Source organism: Mucilaginibacter sp. OAE612 (assembly GCF_041806395.1).
Taxonomy (GTDB): Bacteria; Bacteroidota; Bacteroidia; order Sphingobacteriales; family Sphingobacteriaceae; genus Mucilaginibacter; species Mucilaginibacter rubeus.
In genome coordinates this window covers 1,449,722-1,473,441 of record NZ_JBGMUW010000001.1, presented here as the reverse complement: position 1 = coordinate 1,473,441, position 23,720 = coordinate 1,449,722, and the positions used below count along the sequence as shown (strand labels likewise).

The 23,720-nt window shown below is 43.3% G+C and carries 21 protein-coding genes; 9 read left to right on the top strand and 12 right to left on the bottom strand.

Annotated elements, in window-relative coordinates; genetic code table 11:
- Positions 1-52: 52 nt before the first annotated feature.
- From ABID99_RS06155 to ABID99_RS06135, 5 genes are all read right to left on the bottom strand, one after another.
- Positions 53-1,189: a SusE domain-containing protein gene (locus tag ABID99_RS06155; RefSeq protein ID WP_090526297.1), complete on the bottom strand. Its 1,137-nt coding sequence runs from the start codon at positions 1,187-1,189 to the stop codon at positions 53-55.
- Between the two features lie 43 nt (positions 1,190-1,232).
- On the bottom strand, positions 1,233-2,861 hold the full coding sequence (locus ABID99_RS06150) for a RagB/SusD family nutrient uptake outer membrane protein (protein ID WP_354484139.1): 1,629 nt from the start codon (positions 2,859-2,861) through the stop codon (positions 1,233-1,235).
- An 11-nt stretch (positions 2,862-2,872) separates the two neighbouring features.
- Positions 2,873-6,235 (bottom strand): TonB-dependent receptor, encoded by a 3,363-nt coding sequence (locus ABID99_RS06145; RefSeq protein WP_373613199.1) that lies wholly within the window; start codon positions 6,233-6,235, stop codon positions 2,873-2,875.
- Positions 6,236-6,493: 258 nt separating this feature from the next.
- Positions 6,494-7,462 carry a FecR family protein gene (locus tag ABID99_RS06140; protein WP_373613198.1) on the bottom strand — a complete coding sequence of 323 codons (969 nt, stop codon included), beginning with the start codon at positions 7,460-7,462 and terminating at the stop codon, positions 6,494-6,496.
- A 67-nt stretch (positions 7,463-7,529) separates the two neighbouring features.
- On the bottom strand, positions 7,530-8,159 hold the full coding sequence (locus ABID99_RS06135) for an RNA polymerase sigma-70 factor (RefSeq protein ID WP_188832777.1): 630 nt from the start codon (positions 8,157-8,159) through the stop codon (positions 7,530-7,532).
- A 170-nt stretch (positions 8,160-8,329) separates the two neighbouring features.
- Between ABID99_RS06135 and ABID99_RS06130 the strand changes: the two genes are divergently transcribed.
- From ABID99_RS06130 to ABID99_RS06095, 8 genes are all read left to right on the top strand, one after another.
- Complete coding sequence (locus ABID99_RS06130) at positions 8,330-9,016, top strand: NUDIX domain-containing protein (RefSeq protein ID WP_112654126.1); 687 nt, start codon at positions 8,330-8,332, stop codon at positions 9,014-9,016.
- 378 nt (positions 9,017-9,394) lie between these two features.
- On the top strand, positions 9,395-10,291 hold the full coding sequence (locus ABID99_RS06125) for an NUDIX domain-containing protein (RefSeq protein ID WP_373613197.1): 897 nt from the start codon (positions 9,395-9,397) through the stop codon (positions 10,289-10,291).
- 4 nt (positions 10,292-10,295) lie between these two features.
- Entirely contained in the window at positions 10,296-11,714 is a 1,419-nt protein-coding gene (locus ABID99_RS06120; RefSeq protein ID WP_373613196.1) for a nicotinate phosphoribosyltransferase, read from the top strand.
- Positions 11,715-11,770: 56 nt separating this feature from the next.
- Positions 11,771-12,673, top strand: a complete 903-nt coding sequence (locus ABID99_RS06115; protein ID WP_373613195.1) for a ribose-phosphate diphosphokinase — start codon at positions 11,771-11,773, stop codon at positions 12,671-12,673.
- Between the two features lie 285 nt (positions 12,674-12,958).
- On the top strand, positions 12,959-13,267 hold the full coding sequence (locus tag ABID99_RS06110; protein ID WP_373613194.1) for a hypothetical protein: 309 nt from the start codon (positions 12,959-12,961) through the stop codon (positions 13,265-13,267).
- A 7-nt stretch (positions 13,268-13,274) separates the two neighbouring features.
- A complete protein-coding gene (locus tag ABID99_RS06105; protein ID WP_373613193.1) occupies positions 13,275-14,204 on the top strand; it encodes a hypothetical protein in 930 nt (309 codons plus the stop codon).
- Positions 14,197-14,964: a hypothetical protein gene (locus ABID99_RS06100; protein WP_373613192.1), complete on the top strand. Its 768-nt coding sequence runs from the start codon at positions 14,197-14,199 to the stop codon at positions 14,962-14,964. The genes ABID99_RS06105 and ABID99_RS06100 overlap by 8 nt, the downstream gene beginning before the upstream one ends.
- A gap of 589 nt (positions 14,965-15,553) precedes the next feature.
- Positions 15,554-16,063, top strand: a complete 510-nt coding sequence (locus ABID99_RS06095) for a hypothetical protein (protein ID WP_373613191.1) — start codon at positions 15,554-15,556, stop codon at positions 16,061-16,063.
- 393 nt (positions 16,064-16,456) lie between these two features.
- On the opposite strand, the gene ABID99_RS06090 is transcribed toward ABID99_RS06095, so the two are convergent.
- A complete protein-coding gene (locus ABID99_RS06090; protein WP_373613190.1) occupies positions 16,457-16,837 on the bottom strand; it encodes a hypothetical protein in 381 nt (126 codons plus the stop codon).
- Positions 16,838-17,057: 220 nt separating this feature from the next.
- The gene (locus ABID99_RS06085) at positions 17,058-17,711 is read right to left on the bottom strand and encodes a DUF5683 domain-containing protein (RefSeq protein WP_373613189.1); all 654 of its coding nucleotides are present in this window, start codon (positions 17,709-17,711) and stop codon (positions 17,058-17,060) included.
- Positions 17,712-17,982: 271 nt separating this feature from the next.
- On the opposite strand from ABID99_RS06085, the gene ABID99_RS06080 reads away from it, so the two are divergent.
- The gene (locus tag ABID99_RS06080; protein WP_373613188.1) at positions 17,983-18,465 is read left to right on the top strand and encodes a hypothetical protein; all 483 of its coding nucleotides are present in this window, start codon (positions 17,983-17,985) and stop codon (positions 18,463-18,465) included.
- 23 nt (positions 18,466-18,488) lie between these two features.
- On the opposite strand, the gene ABID99_RS06075 is transcribed toward ABID99_RS06080, so the two are convergent.
- From ABID99_RS06075 to ABID99_RS06055, 5 genes are all read right to left on the bottom strand, one after another.
- Entirely contained in the window at positions 18,489-18,788 is a 300-nt protein-coding gene (locus ABID99_RS06075; RefSeq protein ID WP_373613187.1) for a HigA family addiction module antitoxin, read from the bottom strand.
- A 13-nt stretch (positions 18,789-18,801) separates the two neighbouring features.
- A complete protein-coding gene (locus ABID99_RS06070) occupies positions 18,802-19,080 on the bottom strand; it encodes a type II toxin-antitoxin system RelE/ParE family toxin (RefSeq protein WP_373613186.1) in 279 nt (92 codons plus the stop codon).
- A gap of 78 nt (positions 19,081-19,158) precedes the next feature.
- On the bottom strand, positions 19,159-20,052 hold the full coding sequence (locus ABID99_RS06065; protein WP_373613185.1) for a flavin reductase family protein: 894 nt from the start codon (positions 20,050-20,052) through the stop codon (positions 19,159-19,161).
- Positions 20,053-20,139: 87 nt separating this feature from the next.
- Positions 20,140-21,684 carry a carboxylesterase/lipase family protein gene (locus ABID99_RS06060; RefSeq protein WP_373613184.1) on the bottom strand — a complete coding sequence of 515 codons (1,545 nt, stop codon included), beginning with the start codon at positions 21,682-21,684 and terminating at the stop codon, positions 20,140-20,142.
- 709 nt (positions 21,685-22,393) lie between these two features.
- On the bottom strand, positions 22,394-23,686 hold the full coding sequence (locus ABID99_RS06055) for an NAD(P)/FAD-dependent oxidoreductase (RefSeq protein ID WP_373613183.1): 1,293 nt from the start codon (positions 23,684-23,686) through the stop codon (positions 22,394-22,396).
- Between the last annotated feature and the right edge of the window lie 34 nt (positions 23,687-23,720).

The window sequence follows — 23,720 nt, the reverse complement described above, 5'->3', positions numbered from 1 at the left end:
CGTCAACCTGCCGCCATATTTTGGCAACACGGCGGCAGGTAGGCGGTTAATATTATTTAACAGTAACAGAGTGGGTATAAGCAGCAGCATCAGCGCTAAAGTCAACTACGATATCGGCGTTGTGATTATCGGCTGCACCGGTAAACTTAAAGCAGAAATCATATTGCGAGTTGTTAACCGGCACCATGTACCAGAATGATTTGGCTGTATTGGCATCCGGGCGACTGTTATCCGAATTTTTGCTGCCATAAAACTGGGTTGAAGTGTTACCCGCAGCATCTTTAAAGGTAAAGCGGAACTTGTAACGCTCATCCCTACCCCATGATTCCTGGTGAAATACAATAGAAGCGTTATCTATTTCCCATTTACCACCGGCTTTGTAAGGGAGCGGGAACCATACTTTATTATCTGCCGCAAACCATAAACCAACCTCAGTTACTTCGGTTATAGTAGCCGATGCAGATGTAAAGTCAACTACGATACGCTCAACTTTAGTTGCGCCGGTTACGGTAGTGCTACCATCTTTCAGCAGCTTAATACCATCGATAGAGTAAGTAGCAGGAGTGCCTGTGTTACGTTCGGCAAAATGGTAGGTACCTGCTTTTAATGATGTCCAGGCCTCAAAAACACCCGCTGCAGTTTGTTTAAAATGTACCGCTTTGCTTAAGTCTTCGCCGCCTTCGGTTGCCGAACCTGTCAGGTACAGATCAGCAGGAATATCTGTAAAACCCGCAGCACGCTGCACTTCAATAATGCTTGATGCAGTCGCTTTAACCACATTGATACCTTTCGACGACATTACGGTCCATTTCAATTTACCGGTAGCCTGCGGTTGGATCCCGGCTAAATCGGCCACCTTATTCAGGTCTTTGTACGAGATGGTAAGCTTGTTGTAGAGTCCGTTAGCATCTGAAGGAATAGTATAAATTGGCTTTGAAAAATCGCCGCCTTCTTTATCAAAAGCAACCTCGTACAAAACCAGGCCATTGTCTTCGGCATGGGCTTCGGCCCATTCAAATGTGGCCGAACCGGTTACCGGCTCTAACTGGATGAATTTGTTATTTGCAGGAGCAAAAAGGTTGGTTACTGCCGATACCTGTGTATGTTGTAAGGTTTTATCCTTTTTGCAGCCTGTTACCATTAAAATGGCTATGATGCCTGCCATGAGGCAGTATGTAATATTTTTCATGATCGTAATTGATTATAATGTCTTTTTATAAATAATTAATGATTTACCAGCCCGGGTTTTGAGTTAGGTTAGGGTCAACAGCGCGCTCATCGCGAGGGATTGGCCAGAGGTAGTTTTTACCTTTGTCAAATGTGCGCAGGTTGGCCCTGATGTAGCCATTATCAACCGATGCCGGACCAAATTTGGCTCCGTGCGCCCAACCGTTCAGTACGGTTTCGGCAGTATGCCAACGACGGATATCAAACACCCGCAGGCCTTCCATAGCCAGTTCTACACGGCGCTCGTTACGTACAATGTTCCGTAAATCTGCCTGTCCGGTTGCACTGAAGTTAAGTGCAGGCGCATCGGTAAAACCGGCGCGGGCGCGTAAGGCTTTGATTGTTTTATCCCAAACACCGGCATCCAGCTGGCCAAGCTCATTTTTAGCTTCGGCATACATCAGCAACACATCGGCATAGCGGATTAATATTAAGTTTAAACCCGACTGAAAATTGGTGGCAGATGTAGGATCGTAATACTTACGGATATAGTAGCCAGTCGGCGAACTTACCTTTCCGGGAGCATATTCATCAAGCTTGGTAGGAGCAGGATCATCGCCCGGTTTGGTATATATAACTTGTGTTGTGTTATCAGGTTTTTTCCATTGATAGCCATTGTAAACAATAGTATTGGTTAGACGTGGATCGCGGTGAACGTACGGATTGTTTTCGTCGTAGCCCGAACCTGCATCAGATATTTTTTTTCCGTTATCCATCAGGTAACTGTCCACCAGTTCCTGGGTTGGCGCAAGTGCATTCAAACGCGCGCCCACAGCCAGCGGGGCCATATCAAAAAAGTTGCTGTAGGTACGCACAATAGGCACATATTCCAGGTCAAGCATTACCTCGCTGTTATATTCGTTTTGCGGCAAAAACACACCTTCATATGAGGGGAACAAGCTGTATGTACCATTACTATTATCGTTCATCAGCTTTTCGCAGGTAGCAGCAACTTCCTGCCAGCGGTTTTCATATAACAACACCCTTGCTTTAAGGGCAATGGCAGCGCCTTTAGTGATGCGCCCTCTGTCGGATTCTTTATAGGCGGTGTTCACCGGCAAATCGGCAGCCGCTGCATCAAGTTCTTTTAAAACAAAATCCACTACCTGCGCCTTCGGCGTACGTGCAACTGTTTTTGATTCTTCAATTGTAATGTCGTGATCAAATAAAGGCACATCCCCCCACCAGGTCTCCAGCATAAAATAATGAAAAGCACGGATAAACCTTGCTTCAGCTTTCATACGGGCTTTCAGCGTTGCGTCCATAGCGGTAACCTTATCAACATTCTCTAAAAAGATATTGCAAGTTTTTATGCCACTATAGTGAAAGCCCCACTCCTGTTTGATACGCCCCAATGACGGATCATAGGTGCCTGCGGCAAGCGAAGCCACCCCTTGGTTGTCACCACGGCCATTGTATGCATTATCCGACGCTCCTTCGTTATAAAAGAAATAGTCATTATTATACATTTGAGTATATGCCGTATTAAGCACACTGCCGGCCTTTTCAGCTGTCGTCCAGAAATTGCTATCGGTAAATTTGTTTACCGGTGCCAGGTCAAGCTTTTTACAGGCCGATACCAACCCGGCAAGCAATATAAAGAAGGCAATTTTATGTGTTGATTTTTTTTTCATGATGGATAGTGTTATAAGGTTACATCTAAGCCAAAACCATAATAAATTGGTGTTGGATAAGCGCGTGCGCTGTTTGCTCCATTTGCACTAAGGTTATTGTTGAACTCGGTCGATTCAGGATCTATAAACTTCACACCTGAAAAAGTGAGTACGTTTTGACCGGATACATAGGCCCTCAGTTTTTGTAAGCCCAATTTCTTTGACCAAGTTGCAGGTAAGGTATAACCAAACTGCACATTTTTCACCCGCAGGTATTTGCCATCAAACAGGTACATGTCTGACCCTCGCCTGAAGTTATTTTCATTCGATTGACTGCCGCTGGCCGCGAGTCTTGGGTAACGTGCGTCTGGGTTTTCAGGAGTCCAATAATCTAACTGGTGCTGATAAATAACCTGCGAATAATTTACGTGGAAGGGCTCAACCTGTTCGCCTCTTACAAACATGCTCCGCTTGCCCACGCCCTGTAAAAACAGGTTGAAGTCAAAACCTTTAAACGTAACATTATAGGTAAAACCGAAAGTCAATCGTGGGAATGGGTTGCCCAAAACAAACTTGTCGTTATCATCAATAACGCCGTCGCCGTTAACGTCAACATAACGATTGTCGCCAGGCGAAACAGTTAGGCCGGCTGGTTTAGGGCCTGTTTGGATATCATGGAGATTTTGAAAATAGCCATCGCGTTTTAAACCCACATACGAACCAATAGGCAGACCAACGCGGTTAATAACCTGCATCTCATCGTACGTTTTTAACTGGTCGCCGCCCTCAAGGTATAAAACTTTGTTTTTACTATCGCCCACATTAAAGCTAAAGGAATGCTTAAAGTTTTGAGTGGTCAAATAATAATTAACCGTAAGTTCCCAGCCGTGGTTTTGCACCTTCCCCGCGTTATAACTTGGTAGCCCGGCGCCGAAAGTTCCGGGTACAACCGGCGGCAACAGGATATCACGGGTTGTTTTGTTGAAATAATCAACCGATACACTTAAACTGTTTTTAAAGAAATTGGCATCAACGCCGGCATTAAATGTTGCCGCGCGTTCCCAACGCAGGTTTGGATTGGCAAAATCAATAGTTATGCCGCCAACGCCGGAGTTATTGAACCCGTAAGGATTGGGATTGATTGTTCCATCTCCATTGCGGTAAGGCCCATAAGTACGCAGATACTGATAATCGCGCACACTCTGGTTTCCCAAAATACCATATGAAGCCCTTAACTTAATATCGCCTAATTTATCGCGATAGTTTTGCATAAAGGCCTCTTCTGTTAACCTGTAACCGCCCGAAACCGATGGAAAAAATGCGTTACGATTTTGTGTATTGAATTTAGACGAAGCATCCAAACGGAAATCGAACTCGCCGTAGAGCTTGTTTTTGTACGAATAGTTAGCCCTGCCAAATAACGAGTTAAGACTGGTTTCTACCGTATTATTATTGGTGTTTGATGACGCCGGGTCGATAACGGTACCTGTAACTGGGGTTCCTAACTCGGGGTCGGTATACTTTAAATAAAGCCTGTTTGATTTATTAGTGGTCGATTCATTAGCAACACCAATAAGTACATCAACATTATGCGATTTATTAAATGTTTTAGTATACTGCGCCAGGAACTGTGCATTGGTAAACAGGTTTTTGTCGTTTTCGTCGTTGGTGTTTCTATCAGCACCGTAGGTACCCGACGGATAAAAATTAACCTGCATTACCCTGCCAAACATGTGGTTTGATAGCAAGGTACCACCAAATACACCTTTTAACTTCAGGTCTTTAGTGATGGAAAGTTCGGCATTAAGATTTCCAAATATGTTATCATTATCGCGTAACCGATAGCCACCTTTTTCGAGTATTCCCAACGGGTTAAACTCGGTAAGCACATCATTGGTAAGGTAGCGGCCCTGGTCGTCTTTGATCTTATAATAAGTAGGTGTACGACCAGCATCAACAATAAGGGTACCGGTGCTGTACGAATGTTCTTTAATTTCGGTACGTGAGTAGGCAAGTATGCCTGTTAACTTAAGCTTACCATAATTACTGGTAAGGTTCATTCTATAATTGTAACGCCTTAAGCCATAATTGGGACCAACCAGGTTACTTCGCTGGTCAGTAACCCCGGCCGATACCAGGAACGTAGTAGTGGCGTTTCCGCCGGTTAAAGCTAGGTTGTGATTTTGCTGCCATGCATCTTTTAAAATTGCATCCAAAAACCATTGCTGATCGCCTTGCTGCTGAAAGTCACGAATTTGCTGCGGACTGTAAATAGGCTGCAAACCGGCATTCACCACAGCCTCGTTACGCAAAATGGCATTTTCATAACTATGCACCGGCTTGTACCCAACATGCGGTGATTGGATGCCAGCCTGCCCATTATATGAAAGCGTTGTACGCGAATTATTTTTTCCTTTTTTAGTGGTAACCAAAATAACCCCATTGGCCGAGCGTGAACCATAAATAGCAGCCGAACCGGCATCCTTCAATACCGAAACACTTTCAATATCTAAAGGGTTGAGCAAGTTGATATCGCCGCCCGTAATACCATCAATAACTACCAACGGGTTATTATCATTCAAGGTACTCATACCCCGTATATTAATATTAGCGTAAGCGCCTGGCTCTGAACTGGTTTGCTGGATGATAAGGTTTGGGGATGTTCCCTGCAAAGCTTGTGTCAGGTTAACCGATGGTTTCGTCTCGATAGCCTTCGAGCTGACCTGGTCAACCGCGCCAATAACATTGGCGCGCCTTTGAGTTCCATAACCAATAACTACCACCTCGTTAAGAGAGGTTCTTTCAGGGATCAGCTGCACGTTCAGCGTAGTTTGGCTACCTACGGGCTGTTCCTTTGTGGTATAACCAATAAAGTTAAACACCAGTACAGCGTCAGCATCGGGCGCATCAATGGTGTAATTACCGTTAATATCGGTTACGGTGCCAATGGTTGTACCTTTAACCCGTACGCTTGCGCCGGGTATAACTAAGTTGTTTTCGTCGGTAACTTTACCTTTAACTTTGATGGGTTGCCTGGGGCCCTGCTCAATACCGCCGGTGCTGCTTTCAATCTCGGGCTTTTCATCAATAACGATAACATCATCGATGATCTTATAGCTGAGGTTGAAGGGAGTCAACACCTGATCAAGTACTTCCTTAATACTTTTGTCTTTAACCCTAAGGCTTATGACATAAGTTGGTTTAAGTACATTATCGGCATAGGCAAATTTGATATGCTTTTGGTTCGAGATCTTATCCAGCGCGTCGGTTAGTTTGGCATTTTTTAATTTGAGCGTAACCGATACCTCCAGAAATTTTTGGCCAAACGAGTTGTTTGCCACGGCCGTAAAGCACATGAGGCAAACCACAAAGCAGGCAAGCGAGGTAATTTTCATTAATATTAATACATGACGAATTACTCCATTTGAAAATAGAGATATATTCATAGATTTGAGAAAATTAAAGTGTTTGAAATTCAAGTGCTTCGTTCTGAATTGGACCTCTAAACGCTGCACTTATTAATAACCCGGCATTTTAGTTTAACCCTGTCAAAATCCCTTTTGAGCAGGGTTTTTTAATGTATTTATGTTATCATAGCTTGTTATTTAGGTTAACTGATAATTGGTATGTCTCTTTTATTAATTGGTTTTATGTTAACAGCCCTTGCCTTTTAGCTGATAAGCAGGGCCCTTTTGCACAGCTTTTCCCTTCACCAGTTTCGATATGATCTTCATGATATTTTCCAGTGAAACATTGGTAAAGTTGGCGGTAATAGAGCAACGCGCCAGGTTAATATCGGCCTTTACGGTTACGTTGAAATGGCGGTTAATGGTGTTGAGCACTTCGGGCAGTGCCATGTTTTTAAATACCAGTTCGCCGTCTTTCCAACTACTTAGTGCATTCACATCAACCTGTTTATTTTTGGTGACAGAAAGGCCATCTTTGTTAAAAACAACCTCCTCGGCGGGGGTTAAAAATGTGGTTGTATTTTTTGCTGCACCGGCCGGAGTAACTACCCCAACTTTGCCGCTTAAAACGTCAACCTTAATAAAGCTTTCGTTAGCATAGGCTTTGATATTAAAACTGGTGCCCAGCACCTGGGTGCGCACTTTTCCGGTATGTATAATAAAAGCTTTGGCAGGGTCATGTGCCACATCCAAAAAAGCTTCGCCTTCCAGCCTGATCTCTCGTTTTTCGCCCCGGAAGGTTTCGGGATAAGTAAGTTTACTGCCAGCATTTAACCATATTTTGGTACCATCGGCAAGGGTGAAATTTACAGTTTGCCCGTTAGCGGCAACCAATTGTTTGCTGGCGATAGGATCTAAACGATCAAGCAGGGCATAACGGTAATGATAGGCGGCAGTTACCGAAATGCATAAACCGGCAAGCAGCGAGGCTGCAACCATCCATCTTTTTGATTTGCCGGGAGTTTTCTTTTCTGCATTATCTAAAGTAGCATTGATCCTGCTGAATAAACCGTCGGCGTTAAATTCCACATCATCACCTGCTTCGTTTTGTACGCTGCGGAGATCAAGCTCATCGAAATACTTATTCACAAGCTCTTCCTGCAAATGCCTGTCATTTGCACCGGATTGTTTTTTTCTGAAAGGGAATTTTGCCATGGTTTATAACTGCAGGATGCAATAAACCGGGGTAGCCCCCAAAGCAATTGAAAATATTTTTTTGGGTCTATTTGCCAAACATATGCAGCAATACCAGCGCCACTACCGACGGCAGGTAGTCAGTTAAGCCGGTGCGCAGGTACCTCAAAGCGATAGTGATCTGGTTTTCGACAGTTTTAATGGAGATGTTTAGCCGGGTGGCTATTTCTTTATTACTGAGATATTCTTTACGGCTCAGGGTAAAAATCTGCCTGCATTTTTCGGGGAGTTGAGCTACGCCATCTTCCAGTAAATGAGCAATATCATCCTGGAACAATTTACTATCTGCCGAATACTTTTCAACAAGCGTTTCAATCACCGCAAGATCTACCGATGCCTTTTTTGTGCGCAGATAAAATAATACCCTGTGCCTGATGGCTACTTTGAGGTAAGCTTCGAGCGAAGTAATATTTAGCTGGTTTCGCTTTGTCCACAGATCAATAAATAGTTCCTGCACCAGGTCTTCACAAACATCCTTATCCCTGAAAAGGTTATAAGCCGCGTAAAACAACTTCGAGGAATATTTATGGTACAGAATTTCAAATGCCTTACGGTCATCAAGCCTTAACTGCTCCAATAACCGGGCATCGGGCCACATTTGATATTCCTTATCGTGAAGCATAGCGGCGGTAAAACGGTTTACTGATCGGTAGGGCATATTTACAAGAAAATTTTTAAATAAAAAAACTTTTAATATTCCTTCCGCTTAACACCGTTACCTCACCAGCTAATAAAACGTAAAGAAATAGTGTTCGGCACACCGATTTTAATTGATTGAATAGTTGCCTTTCTCTTGCCCTACCGCTTCTCAATATCTAACTTTGTATTATGTCAGTCGCCCAAAACATAAAGGTTGCCGTTGATGCCGTAGTATTTGGATATACCTCCAAGGAGGGATTATCCGTGCTGCTCATCAAACGCAATATTGAGCCTTTTAAAAACAGCTGGGCATTACCAGGCGGTTTGGTGGCTGACCATGAATCGTTAGAGGAAGCCATTCAGCGCGAGCTACGGGAAGAGACCGGCGTAAACATCACTTACCTGGAGCAACTGTACAGCTTTGGCCAGCCAGGGCGCGACCCGCGTAACAGGGTGATCTCCATAACTTATTACGGGCTTGTAAGGCCCGACGCCTTTGTTGTTAAAGCCGCTACCGACGCCAGCGATGTAAACTGGTTCAATATCAAAAAGCTTCCCGCCCTGGCCTTCGATCATACTACCATTATCAGCGTGGCACGCGAACGCCTTAAAAGCAAAATGCTTTATCAGCCCGTGGGCTTTGAGCTGCTTGAAGAAAAGTTCCCCTTTTCTGAACTCGAAAAGCTCTACCTCGCGGTACTCGACCGCCCTATCGACCGCCGTAACTTTAAAAAGAAGATCACCAAATACGGCTTCCTCGAAGAAACTACCGAAAAACAGGCCCTCGAAGGCGCCGGCAGACCGGGTAACCTTTTTCGCTTTAACGAGGAAAAGTATTTTCAGTTGAAGAAAGAGGGCATTAGTTTCGAGATATAAGTACGCTAACTTTTATCTGCCAATTAGTTATTTGAGTACGCAAACGCGTTAAGACGCAAAGTTTTCCTTGTAAATTAGTAACGGAGTCAAAAGCGGGTGTCATGGGTAGCCCGTCGAAGCATAGTGGGCAGGGCATCTGCGCGCGACCCTTCGACAAGCTCAGGGTGACAGGCTATCCCACCACTATATTCGCACAAAAAACCAGAGAAAGCTTTGCGTCTTAGCGCCTTTGCGTGAAATAAATCTCCAACCTTAAAAGCAAAAACTTTTTTGTCTCATCTTCTTTATAAATAAACCCTCTATTCCAAAAAAATAAAAAAATAATTTGCGTATTAAAAACACATATTTATATTTGTGTATAATTAACGCAAATCAAAAATGAAAACAGGAGTAATTATAGCACGCTTTCAAACGCCATACCTGCATGAGGGTCACCGGGAATTGATAGCTCAGGTTAAGCAGAATCATGCCAAACTGATCATACTGCTGGGTGTTAGCCCCATAAAAGGCAGCCGCAAAAACCCTTACGACTATTACACGCGTGAAAAAATGATCAAAAAAGATTATCCTGAAATTGTGGTGCTGCCCATCAGCGATAATCCGAGTGATAAAGTTTGGTCGGATAATCTGGACGATTTGCTTAAAAGTGTTTTCAATGCTGAGCAGTTTTGTTTGTACGGCAGTCGCGACAGCTTCATTCCCTACTATAGCGGTAAATTTGAAACCATCGAACTGCCCGAGCATGGCGACTATAACGCCACGGAACTGCGTAAACAATACGCCGATAAGGTTTTTGATTCAAACGATTTCCGCGCAGGCATCCTGTACGCTTACTATAACCAATATCCAAAGGTGTACCCTACCGTGGATGTAGCCCTGTTCAGGAATAACCGCAGCGAGATCCTCTTAGGCAAAAAAGCCATCAACAATAAATGTCGCTTTGTGGGCGGTTTTTCCGACCCGGAAGATGCCTGTTACGAAGATGCTGCCAAACGCGAGCTTACCGAAGAGTGCGGCGAAATGCAAACCACCGCTATGCAGTACGAAACATCGGCCAAAATAAACGACTGGCGCTACCGCATTGAAGCCGATAAGATCATTACCCTGCTGTTTAGCTGCGACTTTATTGAAGGAGAACCAAAGGCCCAGGATGATATTGCCGACCTGGCCTGGTTTAAACTAACAGACCTCCCATTAATGATAAAAGATGGCTCTATTAGCGAAGAACACATTGAATTGTTTAATTTCATCACCGGCAAATACCTTAAAAATTAAAGCCATGAAAAAGGAAAATCTGATCCTCTTAGCCGACGCCTATAAATACGCCCACCATAAATTTTACTACCCCGGCACCACCAATATTTACAGTTACCTGGAAAGCCGCGGGGGCATGTTCAACGAAACCGTTTTCTTCGGTCTGCAATATTTTTTGAAGGAATACCTGCAGGGCCCAGCCTTTAACCAGGTTGATCTGGATGAAGCCGACGAATTTATGAAACAGGTTTTCGGCCGCAATGATGTGTTTGACTGCAGTAAGTTTCAATACATATTAGATAAATATAACGGCTACTTGCCTGTACGCATCAAAGCTGTGGCCGAAGGCACCAGCGTGCCCACCGGTAACGTGCTCATGACCATTGAAAATACCGACCCCGAATGTTACTGGCTCACCAACTTCCTCGAAACCCTGCTGATGCAGGTTTGGTACCCTTGCACCGTAGCTACGCTTAGCCATGAGGTTAAAAAAGTAGTTACCCAATACTACGAGGAAACCGCCACACCCGAAGCTTTCGGCGGGATTGGTTTTGTGCTGAATGACTTCGGTTTCCGTGGGGTGAGCAGTGTAGAAAGTGCCAAAATTGGCGGAGCTGCCCACTTGCTCAGCTTTGCAGGCAGCGATAACCTTGCCGGCTCGGGCATGGCTATTAAATATTACCATGCAGAAAAAGTATATGGCCTCAGCATCCCTGCTACCGAGCACAGTATTTGCACCCTGCTTGGGCAGCAAGGCGAACTGGAAGTATTTAAACATGTGCTGCGCAGCTTCCCCACCGGCGTTATAGCCTGTGTAAGCGACAGCTATAACATTTTCCGCGCCTGCAGTGAGTATTGGGGCGAAGATTTGAAACAGGAGATCCTGAAACGCGACGGCACCCTGGTGATCCGCCCGGATAGCGGCGACCCGGTCATGACCTTATTGGAGATCTTTAACATCCTGTTCGATAAGTTCGGCTTTACCACCAATGCCAAAGGCTATAAAGTACTGCCTCCGCAGGTTAGGGTGATCCAGGGCGATGGAGTTAATTATACCGAGATCGGCGTGATTTACAAAGCCCTTAAAGAAAACGGCATCAGTGCCGAAAACCTGGTGCTGGGCATGGGCGGCGCGTTACTGCAAAAGGTTGATCGTGATACTCAAAAGTTCGCCCTGAAATGCAGCAGCGCCGTTATTGACGGAAATGAAGTAGCTGTTGAGAAAAGTCCCACCGAAATGGACGCCCGTGGCAACATCACCACCAGTTTTAAAAAGAGCAAAGGCGGCAGGCTCAAACTGGTAAAAACTGCCGAAGGTTACAAAACCATTCAGCAGGATGAACAACCCGAACTTGCCGACCAGCTCCAAACTGTTTTTGAGAACGGGCATATCATGAAAGATTTTACCTTTGAGCAGGTGATCAACACCTTACAGAACCAATAAATCACATTAACAAAAAAGCTTTATGCTTTAGGCCTTCTGCTTTAAGCTCTTATATAATGAAAAAACTACTTTTTGCCATAACCGGATATGAATACCTTGCCGAAAAAGTGCTTGCTCTGGGCACCTGCGAACGCGGCGAAATTGAAGTGAGCCACTTTACCGATGGCGAGCGTTATCAGCGCATCCTGTCCAACGTGGAAGGCCGCGAAGTGCTGCTGATAGGCGGTACCGTGAACGACAGCGCTACGCTTGAATTATATGATTTGGCTTCATCGCTGGTGAGTTATGGGGCCGATTCGCTTACATTGGTGATCCCCTACTTTGGCTACAGCACCATGGAGCGTGCCGTTAAAGCCGGCGAAATTGTAACGGCCAAAACCCGCGCCCGCCTGCTTTCGGCTATACCCAAATCAAACCGGGGCAATAAAGTGATGCTGTTCGATCTGCATAGCGAGGGCATCCAGTACTACTTTGAGCAGGACCTGTACCCCGTACATGTGTACTGCAAGGATATTGTGATTGAAGCGGCTACCCGTTATGGCGGCGATAATTTTGTGATGGCCAGCACGGATGCCGGCCGCGCCAAATGGGTTGAATCACTGGCTAATGATATGGGTGTAAACGCCGCCTTCATCCTCAAACGCCGCCTCAAAGGCGACCATACCGAAGTAAGTGCCATCAACGCCGACGTAGCCGGCAAAACGGTTATTATCTATGACGACATGATCCGCTCGGGCGGCAGCATCGTAAACGCCGCGATGACTTACAAAAATGCCGGTGCCGGGGATATTTATGTGATCACCACGCATGGTTTATTTGTGAACGATGGCATTGGTAAGTTAAAAGCCTGCGGGGCTATTAAGAAGTTGATCTGCACCGATACACATGTGAATTGTAAGGATTTGGAGGGGGATGATTTTGTTGAGGTGAGGACTGTGGCGGGGTTGATTTGTGGGTGAGGGATTAAAATTTATGATTTACTTTTTCTAGTGCGGTATGCGGCGCAGGCAAAATCGTGGCGTACTCGTGACTTTATATATTGTCTTTGTCGCCCTGTAGTCCAACGCTGCATACTCGCGTCAGATTGGAGAAGAAAAACTTGCTAAAAATCCGAGTAATTATTATAGTGTTAAAAAAATATAATCCCAATAATTTTCGCCCTTACAAGCAATAGATGCAATAAAAGAAATCTTTTGGTTATTATAATTAAAATAATATCTACCTTTATATCTAAACCTTACATTATGAGACCTTTAATTTTTGAATACGCTGAAATTCCAAAAGACGATCACACTACCTTTGATGAGATTGAATATGATTCAAAACTTCATCTGAATGTGTTGAAATCCACAGGTCAGCCAGCTATCAATGAGGTCACTTTTATTACAGAAACTTTTACAAAGGCAGAAGTAGATACCAGTGAATCTGATGATAATTTCAGATTTGCAATAAGGCAATCCATCGATACAAGAATCTATACAAGACAACTTAATGGTGATGAAACTGACGGTGATGTCGACCAGTTGCAACTTCAGCCGCGGTCTGTAAACTAACCAATTAATGATTCTTATCGTTACGCACAAAGAAGATTTTACGGCTGATTTTCTGATTAACAAACTTAATCAACAATCCATTCCGTATTACCGGTTCAACTGTGAGGATATTTCCACCATAGACTATGTTTTTAATACGGCTTCTGATGCGCATTCTGCCATAGCTGGTATCACATCATTTAATGCTGTATGGTTTAGGCGTACCAAGTTACCGGAATTACATGCGGACAATCTTACAGAGCCAGAGCTGGCCAGCTTATTTGCTGACTATGATGCGCTTTTATATAACCTATTGCAAAACCTTCCCGCAAAAAAATGGCTGAGTGATCCTAATGCGATCCATACGGCGGAGAATAAGCTCTATCAATTGACTTTGGCCAGAGAAATCGGATTCATGATCCCGGAAACACTAGTTACCAACAGCAAGGATCGGCTAATCGAATTTTCTGATTCATGTGAAAGCGATATTATTATCAAGCCTCTAAAAAGCGGGCGCATCAAAGATGAAACCAGCCATCGGTTGATATACACCAATAAATTGCAAGCAGCACATTTGGCCAATATTAGTGAATTTGAGTTGACCCCGTGTATTTTCCAAAAGCGGATCGAAAAAGAATATGAGTTACGGATTACCGTTGTTGGAGACCAGGTTTTTGCAGCTAAAGTATATTCACAAACCGACCCGGAAACACTTACAGATTGGAGGAAAAAGAAACTAAAGTTTTTAACCTGTGAAATTCCTAAAGAGCTTGCCAGCCATTGTAAATTACTGGTCAATAAACTGAACCTATCTTTTGGGGCAATTGATATGATAAAATCGACTGATGGAAGCTATTATTTCTTGGAAATTAACCCTAATGGCCAATGGGCCTGGATCGAAATAGATACTGGTTTGGACATATCCGGCAGTATTATTAATTTTTTGGCCGATGTTTAAAAGATACCTGGAATATATAGGGTTCACCGAAAATGAATATCCTTATCATAAGGAGCAATACAAACCTGCTACGACAACAGACGCTGCTCGATTATACTTGGATTATCTGGATAAACTGGCCAAAGCCCATGCCGAGCGGACGCAAACCATTGAAACAAAAGTTTCGCAAATTATTGGGCAATCTAGTACCGTCATTTCGATCACCTCACTTTTTATCTCTCTTTTTGCTGAACGGTTTTCAGGCCTGAACTTATATGTCAGTACATTCCTCCTAATATTGTTTATCATACTTTTTCTTCACTTTATACTGGCTATCCACTATGCTATCAAACTACATTTGATCAACAAAAGTCGTTATATGTATGGTTCTACGAGTACAGTAACAAGTGAAAAAAGAGCAAGTACGCTACTTAAATTCATGAATGGAGAGATTGATGATTCCGTTAAAATGATCAATTTCAACGCCAATGCTACTAATAAAATGGCCAGTAACCTAGTTTACGCTAGCCGTTGTTTTAGATTAGGCATCTGGTTTCTTGCAGTTTTAACGATATCTGTACTGTTGTCAATCGCTGTAGTCAAAAAAAGCTCACCAAGTATCACGATCTCCAATATCAAAGATCTAAATGAAAAATCAGTTCGAGACCTGCAAATAAAAACAGATACGGAAGTTAAGCAGTTAAAGATGCAAGTAGATTCTTTACGAGGGCAATTGAAGAAAGCCATGGAGAAAAAGGAACAACTATTACAAAAGCATTAATTTTATGCCCCCAACTGGTCTAAGTTACGCTACCGTTAAACTTCGACCATAATAAGAGAATGATAGACTTATTAACGGTAATTTGAACTGTTTATCGGCTAACTGATAAACGCCAGCCATTCCTGCAAAAGTTGCTTAAAATCTGTCATGGGAATTTTGGAAGCCGCATAGCCAACCTGTACGTTGCCCTCTGATGTGTAAATATACAAGGAAGAGCCCCGGATTTCACCCCAATCCTCCTGAATTATCCTCTTCGCTGGTGCACGCGTGCCGCGTGTTCCTCTCGCCTGATTACGAATGTCTAATTAGGTGAAGTTACAAATTCGTCAAGTACCATTTCAAAACAAAACGGACAAAGTACACGTGACACGCGGCATGGGTGCACCCGCAAAGGGATATATAAGTTTTACTAAATCGCTTTTAAACAGCTTATCAGAAGTTACAAATTACTTTAATTCTTTATGCTGGTGCGCGCGTGTCGCGCGTTCTCAACACTAACTGTCTTATAGTTCATGGGTTTAATTTTGTTGGGAAATAATACTATCAACTACAAGCCTTATTAGTTATATTTGGTAAACACTTATAAATCATGCCTAATCCTGACCTTACCAACATCGAAGCTCTGTTAAAAGAAGAATACTTCCATCTTCAAAATACAATAGAATCTTTTGACAGTAAAAGTATAACCATAAAAGCCTGGAGTGTATCAGGCAGTCTTGTAATTATGGGGGCCGGGTTTACCGGTAAAGGCAGCATAGCATTATTTCTAATTGCGTCGGTAGCCTCGTTACTATTTTGGTATATTGAGGGGATTTGGAAAACATTTCAGCAATCTTTTTATGATCGTGTATATACAATTGAAGACCATTTTAACGCCGAAGTAAAAAAAGCAGTACAACCGCTGCAATTGACTCATTTTTGGAGCAAACAATGGCATGGGAGATATAAAAATAGCATTTTCAAGATCCTTTTTTGGCCTCACGTTATGTTGCCGCATGTATTTGTGTTTATAGGAGGTATAGTGCTTTTTATCCTTTCTTTTTTCAACATTATAAATGTCCATCCTCCACAGGCGTTCTCGATTACAGCCCATATTTAAGTAAAAAAATGATCGGCAAGTAGCACACTATCGAATGCTATTGAGGGGATGTAATCATGTCCCCAACAAGTCGAAGTTTAGCAGTTGCATAACTCCAACCAAGGCAAAGAAAACATTGTTAGTTTACCACTTCTTAAACGACAGGAACTTGCCCTCCATAATCCCCACTGGTCGAAGTTTAGCGGTAGCGTAACTTCGTCCTAAAATGAGTTAAGCTTTCCCCCCACTGGTCGAAGTTTAGCGATAGCGTAACTTCGTCCTAAAATGATTTAAGCTTTCAGCTTAACTTTATGACAGTTGTATCGTTTATTGCTAGTTAAGCCACGCAAGCAAAATACTTGCATAGTTTTAGGTCTAAGTTACGCTACCGCTAAACCAGAATAAGATAAATATTTATTGGTAGATCTTTATCAATTTTTGATAGTCAAGCGTGTCAATTTTTCCATCGCTTCTGACCACATGAACTACATAATCACCTGAATCCTTTGCAAGAGAATCACCCTTTTGCACACGAAACTGCCAATGTTCATATAGAGGATACCTGAATCCATCAGTCAAGATCAAATAAATTGCATTATGATTTTGTCTATCAAAACAGATCGAATCTATTCTTCCATGAAAAGACATCTTTTGTGCTTCATTTAATATGCGTTCTGCAGGAGAAGGCGTTTTACGCATTTGCCAAATAACAAAAGGAGTAAAGATTAAAAAACAAACAAAAAATATACGTATAACAATCCTTGTGGGATCAGATTTTTTATACTCTTTCATCATCACATAATTTTAATTATAAAGATCCCCTCTGCCGCAAGCGTCTTCCCTTTCGCTGGTGCACGCGTGCCGCGTGTTCCTCTCAACTCATTACGAATGTCTAATTAGGTGAAGTTACAAATTCGTCAAATACCATTTCAAAACAAAACGGACAAGGTACACGCGACCGTGTGCACCAGCAAAGGGATATATAAGTTTTACTGAATCGCTTTTAAACAGCTTATCAGAAACTACAAGTTACTTTAACACCCGGAATATACCTAAAACCCGTATCCTGTGCATATACCTGGCGATTTATAACTTGGGGAGTTGCCCTGAATGATAAATTATTATCAACTGAATAAGAATGCAGGAACTTCGCATCAATGTACGCATCAATTGCCTGGACGCCCCAAACTGCCAGAAAACCCATTATACTTAAATCCCTGTTTCTTCTCGAATTTTCCCGTACATCGCTTAACCGGGCATCCGAAACCTGATAATCCCTGAAAAGAATATATCGGTCGTAATAGGGTGCGTCCGGGCCTGGCGGATCACCCTGACGGTATCGCGATATGGTGAGATACTCATTGTATTGGTGCTGGTTATAGATTATTGCCGAGGCCAGGAGGCCCAGGCCGCCATAAATCAACGGTACTTTCCACCATCTGTGGTTATAGATTTGTCCATAACCTGGAATCATTAAGGAACGCATAACTGCCGTGTGCGGAATATGTGAACTATCCGGATGATATATTTTCTCTCGTGACTGATCAATTTTGGGTGCAAAAGAAGCAGATAGGGATCGAACAGGCGAATGTTTTTTTGATGTATCGGTTATGCTGGTTTCTATCCTATCTAAAGTTTGAGCGTTGATGATAGATGATAAAAAGCTCATCAAGAAAAGAATTAGCAAAAATTTTAGCATGGATGATTTGTGACTTGAAATAAGGTTCAGATTTGTAACTAAGCTTATTAACGATTTAATTATAACTTATGATATTACTTTTTATTATTTCTTTTAAAATGGTAAAAAGCATCTGAAACATGCCTGTCGCAGTGGTTGGTCAAACTCCCCTTGGCTGGTGCTCATGTGTCGCACATTCTCAACACTAACTGTCTTATAGTTCATGGTGTTTACACGCACAATTTCTACCTTTATAAATACCATGCTAATCCACAAAGAAGTCAAAGATCGCGAACTCTACGTGTACATGAACGGCAAACTCATCTACAAAAGATGGCTTGATACAGGGGCATCAAAAGTATTTGATGTTATGGCTTATGATAAAAATACGCTTGTAAGTATCAAGGATCTGCAGCAGCAGCGGGAAAAACGCGAACTGATAGCAGTTAGTGTCCTATTAAAATTAAAAGCAACAGCAGATGGAGGAAGGCGAACAGGAATATTAAGCGGGTACAGGCCCGATCATGTTTTTGAATATCCCGAAAACGATGGCAGACTTGAAGCATTCATGGGTGATATTACCTGGTATGATGGGCTTGCCATTGAGCCGGGGGAAGAAAAAGTAGTAACTGTTAGATTTTTTTTCCGTCCACAAATAGAACAATATCTAAGCATTGGCCGGAAATGGCAAATACACGAGGGCCCGGTTTGCATTGGAGAAGCTGAAATAATCGATTTTATTTGAAGCCTCCAAAATGTGTTAAGCTTTCAGGCACTTGCCTTATAAAAATGCCTGATACTCGTGCGATCAACCTTTTGTTCAGCGTGCCACAATTCATAATTATTTTGAAGATTTACCCAAAATTGCGATGTATTGCCGAATGCCTCAGATAGTTTGATAGCAAGTTCCGGGCTGATCCCCGTATGGCCATTAACTATAGCCGACAGGTTGGCACGGGCCATACCCAGGCCTTTCGCTACTTCAGTAATGGTCAGTTCCTGTTCATCAATAAACATTTCTTTTAAAATGAAGCCGGGATGATTGGGCGGTAATTTGCGTTTCAACATAATATTTTCCTTTTTAATGATAGTCGATATAATCAACATCATGAATATTTCCATCCTCAAACCGGAAGATGATACGGTAATTTGCTGTCACTTTGATCGACCAAAACTCTTTCAGGTTTCCACTTAGTTTATGGATTCCTGATCCTAATTGTTTAATATCATCTTCAGATGATATAGCATCCAATGCGTCAAGGATACGTGATATTTTAGCCAGCTGATTGGCCGGCAATTTCGCTCCGTTTCCTTCTGTATAATATAATAACAGCCCCTTATGACGGATGCTTTCAATCATATACAAATATAATGCGTTATATGACACATGACAATTTTATTTACTCTTGCTACCGCACCATTGCAAGGTTAAAATAAACTACATCAGCAACACTTTCCAGGCATCCATTACCCGGCCGTTATCTAACAATTGTTTGGCTTTTAAATGCAGGTGCAGGGTGCGGATGTCACTGGTGTCAGCATCAACCAGTTCTTTCATTTCATCGGTTTTGGTAAAAGCGCTTATCTCCTCATACGATGGCAGCGTTTCAACAAGCCCCAATAGCCCCAGATCATTCCCGGTTAATACTTTGGAGTATTTAACCTCTATTGGAAAAGCATCTACACCGATACCTATGCCGGCGCCGCCTGTTGGTTTGGAAATTTTAAATAAATTATTGCCGGTTACCCTGCAATACCAATCGCCGCCTAAACGGGCCACCAGGTCTATTTTATGCGGGTCTATTTTATCATTAGCATCCAAAATAGCTTCGCTGATATGGATCCGTTTCACCTCGGCAATAACCAAATTACCCGCGCCCCCGTTTTTTCCTAACGATATCACATCATTCACTGCACATTCCAATTGAACGGTCGACTCCGCTACCCTCGGTGGCTTTACCGTATCCGAAGCCAGTTCAGTAAAGCCCGCTTTCGCAAATTCGTTTACCCCTTTTTTGTAATCCATACTGGTTAAATAGGTCTGTTGCACCATATCGTAGTTCACAATATTAATCACACATTCAGGCACTTCCAAAACGTTTTCGAGTGTGTGCTTAGTGGTATTATCCCGCGCCCTGCTTGTGGGCGAAAAAACACATATTGGCGGGTTGATACTAAAAACATTAAAAAAACTAAACGGACTTAAGTTAACCTCGCCGCTTTTGTTGATAGTGGATACAAAACATATTGGCCGGGGTGCAATGGCATAGTGCAGATAAACCTGCATTTCGGCCGGTGTTAACGATGCTGCATCAATAGTTCTTAACTTCATTCAAGTTTTATTTAAAGCTTAATCGGCCAACCAGCTATTTCCTTTAATCCGGTACCACCCCTTTACGAGGAGCCAGGCGCCCCCGTTTTATTTAACACCGGCCTGGCCATCCGGCGAACGCCTCCATCTGAAATAAGCATCCAACACTTTCAGCGACGCAAGGTCCGGAACAGGGCCGGTATGCGCCGTTTGGGAAAAGTACATTACTACCGGACGGGCAGGGCTGTAGGCCGGCCATTCGGGCTTTCCGGCACCATTGGGGTCGCCATACTTTGCAAAGTTTGTCCAGTAAGTACTCATCGCATCCGAAATATCCAGGTCTGCTTTAGCCTGCGCACCTGAGGCATTAAGCAGGCCGAATACGTAAGCCACTTCCTGTGCATGCGGCGATCCATAACCTGCCTGCGGGGAACCTGCCGGATACTCGGGGTGTTGATCAAAATAATAATAAAAAACCTTGGATTTGCCCCTTTTTGCCTGTAATGTAGCCCAGCTCCAGGTATGCCAGCCAAACGCCGCATCACGTGTTAAGTCGCGCGCGGTTTTTGCTACCGTACCGGTGCCGGGCGGATAAGCCTTAATAAGTTCATCGGCGAACTTTCCATAACGGTTTTTTACCGCGGCGATATAGTCATCCGTAGTTTTAGGCGGCGAAAAACTGGCACCTTCATCAGAGTTATAACCAACCAGTATCGGTATGTCGTTATACTTCCCGGCTTCGTAGAGTTTATATTGATCATCGGGAATTACCCAGCCATCAACAATGGGCCATGCAAGCCCGCGTACGGCAGGGAGCTTATCAGCATCGACTTTTCGCAAACTGTCAATTGAGGGATACCCGGCACCTTTAGCATATGCTTCGCCGGCAGCCTCGGCATCATGCAGCTTTTTCATATTTTCGCCCGGAAAGGTTGTGGTACGCGTTGGACCAAATGAGCCCCCGCTTTCGGAAATGGCCCCGCGAAACAGTCCTTTAGCCAGTGGACTTGCACATAACATACTAACTGCGATGCCTCCTGCCGACTCGCCAAAAATAGTAACCTTGCCAGGATCGCCCCCAAAGGCCGCAATATTTTGTTTAATCCATTTAAGTGCTGCTATCATATCAAGAAGGCCGTAGTTACCGGATACGCGTTTGGGGCTTTCGGCACTTAATTCAGGGTGCGCCAAAAACCCAAGCTGGCCCACGCGATAGGCGATGCTTACCAGCACTACATTTTTTTTTGCCAGATTGGCACCATTATAAGCCCATTCGGCAGTGCCGCCGGCATTGAAAGCACCGCCGTAAATCCATACAAGGACCGGAATTTTGCTATCGGGTGATTTAGCAGGTGTCCAAACGTTCAGGTACAAGCAATCTTCACTTTTTCCCGACACAGGGTTGCCCCCCTGCATGGGTTCCGGGGCAAATTTGTCGGCCAGGCGCACACCATCCCATTTCGCGGCGGGTTGCGGAGGGCACCAGCGCAATTTGCCTACCGGAGGAGCGGCAAATGGAATGCCTTTATAAACTGTGAGGCTGTTTTCAAAGGTACCCTGCAGCAGCCCTTCATTTACCTTAACAGGAGCCGGTTGTGCATTGGCAACTACCACAGTAAGCACTGAAGCAAGCATAAAAATTAAACGTCTCATAAAATTGCGATTGGTTGTTCAAAACTACCATTAAACCGCTAAATCGCAACTGTGAAAACAAGTATTTTACCGTACTGGTGCGCGTTTCGCGGGTATCTTTAAACTAATATCAGATTTAAACTAATATCAGAAAAAGCACATGGGCATATGTGCACGGCAATAAAGTGACCCAAGCCTCGGGGCTGACGAAGCTTCGCTTCGTCATATACACAGAAAAGCGCAAAGCTAATCTTCCCGGCATCAAGCAATGGTGGCAGTACTTTGTCACCATCAAGATTCCAACAACCAGCCTTATCAAAAAACATTAAAAAAAAGTGTAAAAATACACTCAAAAATCAGCCCTTGTTTGGATTAAAGGTGAAACACTAAACAAATACGCCAAAAAATTTTAAATACTGATTATCATTAATTTAACTATGTTTCATACAAAAGCATAAACCACTGATTATCAATGAATAACATTTTTAACCTGTTCCGTTATTTTACACTTAAAAAATGGAACACATGGATTTTAAAAAAAAGAAGCACCGGCCTTTTTTCATTTTTCTTTTCGGGAATCAAAAAATTGGGACACCTCATTTGTTACAATGCTCCTGGTCATAAATGCGCCTGCACATTATTTGAGAAACGAAAAAGGGGCAGCAACCTACACCAGGCACTGCCCCTTTTTTAATAACTGTAGTATAAGCAAACCATTTAATACAGAGGATTAATCTGCCCGGCTCTGCCCGCTCCCGAATATCATCCTTAGTGCCTGGTCGCGTGTTAAAAAGGCCACCGCCCAGTTATACAAAGTTTTAATTTTATTATTATAATTCACTAAGGACATCAGGTGGATAAATAGCCATACAAATAAAGCCGCAATACCACTGAGGTGTACCTTGTGCTTAAACAGATCGACCACGGCATTATGCCGGCCAACAATGGCCATATCTCCCCTGTCGAAATATTTAAATGGTTTTATGGCTTTGCCTTTTGCCATGGCTATAAAGTTCTTGGCGGTATTGCGTCCCATTTGTATGGCAACCTGTGCCAGTTGCGGGTGTCCTTTTGGATAAACCGGGTCGGTTATTTGCACACTGATATCGCCTATGGCATATACATCTTCAAGGTCTTTAACCCGGTTATATTCGTCAGTGATCATCCGGCGGCCTATGCCTAAACTACTTGCAGGGATCCCCTCAAAAGTATTGGCTACGATACCGGCAGCCCAGATCAGGGTTTTAGCTTCAAGTGTTTCACCATCGGCAAAGGTTATCACACCATTATTAAAATCGTTTACATGGGCATTTAATTTAACTTCAACACCCAACTCAATCAGTGCCTGGCGGGTTTCCTTGTGGGTTTTATCACTCATGGGGGCAAGCAAATCAGGGCCGCCATCAACTATGTAAATTTTACCTTTTGCATTCATTAGCTCGGGGTAATCCTTTTTCAGGATATAGTTTTTCATTTCGGCAAGCATACCAGCTACTTCAACACCAGTTGGACCGCCCCCGGCAACTACTATGGTTAAAAGCTTTTGACGCTCTATCGGATCGGTAGTAATGGCTGCCTTTTCCATTGTTTTAATAAGGCTGTTACGCATTCGGAGCGCGTCATCAATTTCTTTAAGGGAGATGGCATTTTGTTTGATACTCTCAATCCCGTAAAAATTTGTACTTGCACCGGCCGCGAAAACGAGGTAATCATAAGATAGCTCGCCATTACTCAAATAAAGAATCTTTGCCGCAGGATCAACCTTAACCATGGCTGCCATACGGAAACTCAATCTTTTATCCCTGAAAAGCTTACGGAAGGGATAGCTGATACTTGATGGTTCAAGGAAACTGGTTGCTACCTGGTAAAGCAGCGGTGTAAAATAATTGTAGTTATTTTTATCAACCAGGGTAACATCATAATACTTGTTTTTATATAGCTGCTGTGCAATGTTAAGCCCGGCAAAACCGCCGCCAACAATTACTATCTTTTTTTTGCCGCTTTGGGGTGTTATACTTGTCATGATACTTAATATTTTATAGGCAGGTAAAGCAGGA